The following is a 4,428-nucleotide window of genomic DNA, read 5'->3' as shown; positions in this document are numbered from 1 at the left end:
GTTCGGGGGGGCGCAGTCCGGGGGCGGCACCGGCGAGCGCATCGGTGACATCTTCGGCGGCCTGTTCAACCGGGGCGGGCGGACCACCGCGTCCACCACCCGTCCCCGGCGCGGCCAGGACATCGAGTCGGAGGTCACCCTGACGTTCACCGAGGCGGCGGAGGGCAGCACGGTCTCGCTGCGGCTCACCAGCTCCTCGGCGTGCGCGGCCTGTTCGGGCACCGGCGCGAAGGCCGGTACCACCCCGCGGGTCTGCCCGACCTGCGAGGGCACCGGCGCGGCCAGCCGCAACCTGGGCAACTTCGCCTTCTCCGAGCCCTGCCGCGACTGCCGCGGCAGGGGCCTGCTTGTGGACGACCCCTGCCCGGTCTGCGAGGGCAGCGGGCGTGGCCGGAGCACGCGCACCATCCAGGCGCGCATCCCGGCCGGCGTCGGCGACAACCAGCGCATCCGGTTGAAGGCCAAGGGCGCGCCCGGCGAGAACGGCGGGCCGGCCGGCGACCTCTACGTCCAGATCCACGTCAAGCCGCACCCGGTGTTCGGCCGCTCGGGCGAGAACCTGACCATCACCGTCCCGGTGACCTTCGCGGAGGCGGCGCTCGGCGCGGAGATCAAGGTGCCGACCCTCAAGGGCATGCCGGTCACCGTCCGCATCCCGGAGGGCACGCCCAACGGGCGGACGTTCCGGGTGCGCGGGCGCGGCGTGGCCCGCAAGGACGGCACCAAGGGCGACATGCTGGTCACCGTCGAGGTCGCGGTGCCACAGCGCCTCGACGACAAGGCGCGCGACCTGCTCAGTGAGTTCAAGAACGCCACGGCCGAGGCCGACCCACGCGCGGAGCTGATCGAGCTGGCCAGAAGCGAGTGATCTCATGGATGCCGACTTCTTCCACCTGTCAGATGAGACGCCGGTCTACGTGATCTCGGTCGCCGCCCAGCTTTCCGGGCTGCATCCGCAGACACTGCGCCAGTACGACCGTCTGGGCCTGGTCAGCCCCGGCCGTACGGCGGGCCGCGGCCGCCTCTACTCCACGCGCGACATTCTGATGCTCCGCGAGGTCCAGCGGCTCTCTCAGGAAGAGGGCATCAACCTCGCGGGCATCAAGCGAATCCTGCAACTGGAGAACGACAATCTCCGCATGCGCGCCGAGCTGGAGCGGCTGCGCGCGGAGCTGTCCATGATCCGTGCGCTGATCCGGTACGAACTGCCGCCGGCGTGACCATTTCCCGGGGGGATTGGCAGATGGACTACAAGCTCACCAGAAAGAGCCAGGAGGCGATCTCCGCCTCCATTCGCAGAGCGGCGACGGAGGGCAATCCGGAGGTCGCGCCGGCCCACCTGTTCACCGCGCTGCTGGCGCAGAGCGGCGGCACGGCGGTGCCGCTGCTGGAGGCCGTCGGCGCCGACTGGAAGAAGCTGCGCACCGCCGCCGAGCAACAGCTTGAGGGCCTGCCCAAGGCCCAGGGCGCGACGGTCAGCGCGCCGACCACCTCCCGGGCGCTGCTGGTGGTGCTCAACACCGCCGCGGCGCGGGCCAAGCAGCTTGAGGACGAATACGTCTCGACCGAGCACCTGCTGGTCGGCCTGGCCGCGGACGGCGGGCCGATCGCGGAGCTGCTGAAGTCGCAGGGGGCGACGGCGGCGGCACTGCTCGACGCGTTCGAGAAGGTCCGCGGGCACGCCAGGGTCACCAGTGAGACCCCGGAGGACACCTACCAGGCGCTGGAGAAGTACGGCGTCGACCTCACCGAGCGGGCCAGGGCCGGGCGGCTCGATCCGGTGATCGGCCGCGACGCCGAGATCCGCCGGGTGGTCCAGGTCCTCTCCCGCCGCACGAAGAACAACCCGGTGCTGATCGGGGAGCCGGGCGTCGGCAAGACCGCCGTCGTGGAGGGCCTGGCGCAGCGCATCGTGGCCGGCGACGTGCCGGAGAGCCTGCGCAACAAGCGGCTGGTCTCCCTCGACCTGAGCGCCATGGTGGCGGGCGCGAAGTTCCGCGGTGAGTTCGAGGAACGGCTGAAGGCCGTGCTCGCCGAGATCAAGGAGAGCGACGGCCAGGTCGTCACGTTCATCGACGAACTGCACACCGTGGTCGGCGCGGGCGCCGCCGAGGGCTCGATGGACGCGGGCAACATGCTCAAGCCGATGCTGGCCCGCGGCGAGCTGCGCATGATCGGCGCGACCACGCTCGACGAGTACCGCGAGCGGATCGAGAAGGACCCGGCGCTGGAACGCCGTTTCCAGCAGGTCTACGTGGGCGAGCCGAGCGTGGAGGACACCATCGCGATCCTGCGCGGGCTCAAGGGCCGCTACGAGGCCCACCACCAGGTGCAGATCGCCGACAGCGCGCTGGTCGCCGCCGCCGCCCTGTCCGACCGCTACATCACCGCCCGGTTCCTCCCCGACAAGGCCATCGACCTGGTGGACGAGGCCGCCTCCCGGCTGCGGATGGAGATCGACTCGCGTCCGGTCGAGATCGACGAGCTACAGCGCACGGTCGACCGGATGAAGATGGAGGAGATGGCGCTCGCCAAGGAGACCGACGAGGCATCCCGCGCCCGGCTGGACAAACTGCGCAAAGACCTCGCCGACCGCCAGGAGGAGCTCAACGGCCTGGTCGGCCGCTGGGAGCGGGAGAAGGCCGGGCTCAACCACGTCGGCGACCTGAAGAAGCAGCTCGACGAGGCCAGGGGGGCCGCCGAGCGGGCCCAGCGGGACGGCGACTTCGAGGCGGCGTCCCGGCTCATGTACGCCGAGGTGCCCCGGCTGGAGAAGGAGCTCCAGGCCGCCGTCGCCCAGGCGCAGCCGGAAGCCGCCATGGTCAAGGAGGAGGTCGGCCCGGACGACATCGCCCAGGTGATCTCGTCGTGGACCGGCATCCCCGCCGGGCGGCTACTGGAGGGCGAGACGGCCAAACTCCTGCGCATGGAAGACGAGCTGGGCAAGCGGCTCATCGGCCAGGCCCCGGCCGTGCAGGCCGTGTCCGACGCGGTACGACGGGCGCGCGCCGGCATCTCCGACCCCGACCGGCCCACCGGGTCGTTCCTGTTCCTCGGGCCGACGGGCGTGGGCAAGACCGAGCTGGCCAAGGCGCTGGCGGAGTTCCTGTTCGACGACGAGCGGGCGATGACCCGGATCGACATGAGCGAGTACTCCGAAAAGCACGCGGTGGCCCGGCTGGTCGGCGCGCCGCCCGGCTATGTGGGGTATGAGGAGGGCGGCCAGCTCACCGAGGCGGTCCGGCGCAGGCCGTACACGGTCGTGCTGCTGGACGAGGTGGAGAAGGCGCACACCGAGGTCTTCGACATCCTGCTCCAGGTGCTCGACGACGGACGGCTGACCGACGGGCAAGGCCGCACGGTCGACTTCCGCAACACCATTCTGATCATGACCTCCAACATCGGGTCGCAGTACCTGGTGGATCCGACGCTGGAGAACGGCGCCAAACGCGACGCGGTGATGAACGCGGTCCGCGCGTCGTTCAAGCCGGAGTTCATCAACCGGCTGGACGACATCATCCTGTTCGACGCCCTCGGCTCGGAGGAGCTGAGCCGGATCGTGGACCTCCAGGCGGTACGGCTGGCCCGCCGCCTGGCCGACCGCAGGCTGACCCTCACGGTCACCCCGGCGGCCCGCGACTGGCTCGCGCTGACCGGCTACGACCCGCTGTACGGCGCGCGCCCGCTGCGCCGGCTGGTGCAGTCGGCGATCGGCGACCGGCTGGCCAAGAAGGTGCTGTCCGGCGAGATCCAGGACGGCGACGAGGTCGTCGTGGACCTGGACGAGGCGGGCGACACCCTGTCCATCGAGGCCCAGCGGTCGCCTGTAGCGCAGTAAGCCGCAGTAAGTAGTTGCCCACCTTTAAGTTAAGGCCCCCTGGTCGGGTCCGGAACGGCGATAACTTCGGCCATCGCTGTCGACCGAACATGATCAGGGGGACGTGTATGTCGAACACACGCAAATTCGGGGCGATGCTCGCGGCTGCCACCATGGCCGCCGGGCTGACCTGCACGGCCGTCATGCCGGCGGCCGCCGCCCACTGTCCGGGCCGGGGCGGACTGCCACTGGTCAAGACCGCGACCGGCCAGCGGCCGGTGTGCGGGCTCGGTACGGGCGTCCCGGTCGTCGACTCCGCCGGCTCGCTCAACCCGGCCTACGCCGGTTACGCGGTCAAGCAGGCCACCGGCCTGCGGGGGCTCGACGGGCTCGTGCCCGCCACCCCGGTGACCGGCATCGCCGACCCGGGCGGCGCGCTCGCGGGCACCGGCGGCGTCGGCCTCCCGGGCCTGCCCAGAACGGGCCTGCGCACCACCACCCGGCACACCCAGTCCGGCCTGCCCGGCCTGTCCACCCGGTCCGGCCGCCCTGACGCCCTCGACGGCCCACCCGCCGACTCCGGCGGCCTGCTCCCGGACCTCCCAACGGCC

Annotated in this window: 3 protein-coding genes and 1 pseudogene; all 4 read left to right on the top strand. The window is 71.4% G+C overall.

All coding sequences use genetic code 11. From position 1 onward, the window contains the following. A partial coding sequence (locus C1I98_RS35885; RefSeq protein WP_111171743.1) for a DnaJ C-terminal domain-containing protein occupies positions 1–868 on the top strand: 868 nt, incomplete at its 5' end. Between the two features lie 4 nt (positions 869–872). After that, a pseudogene (locus C1I98_RS35880) lies at positions 873–1,122 on the top strand (heat shock protein transcriptional repressor HspR); the annotation flags it as partial. A 121-nt stretch (positions 1,123–1,243) separates the two neighbouring features. Continuing rightward, positions 1,244–3,838: an ATP-dependent chaperone ClpB gene (gene clpB, locus C1I98_RS35875; RefSeq protein WP_111171741.1), complete on the top strand. Its 2,595-nt coding sequence runs from the start codon at positions 1,244–1,246 to the stop codon at positions 3,836–3,838. Between the two features lie 107 nt (positions 3,839–3,945). Continuing rightward, on the top strand, positions 3,946–4,428 hold a 483-nt coding region (locus C1I98_RS35870; protein ID WP_111171740.1), incomplete at its 3' end, for a hypothetical protein.

Source organism: Spongiactinospora gelatinilytica (assembly GCF_003236385.1).
Lineage (GTDB): Bacteria > Actinomycetota > Actinomycetes > Streptosporangiales > Streptosporangiaceae > Spongiactinospora > Spongiactinospora gelatinilytica.
The sequence above is the reverse complement of the archived record's forward strand: the minus strand, read 5'-3'. Positions and strand labels throughout refer to the sequence as shown.

Excerpts from the sequence above, each read along its gene's own strand:
- clpB (WP_111171741.1), top strand. The coding sequence starts at position 1,244 with ATGGACTACAAGCTCACCAGAAAGAGCCAGGAGGCGATCTCCGCCTCC.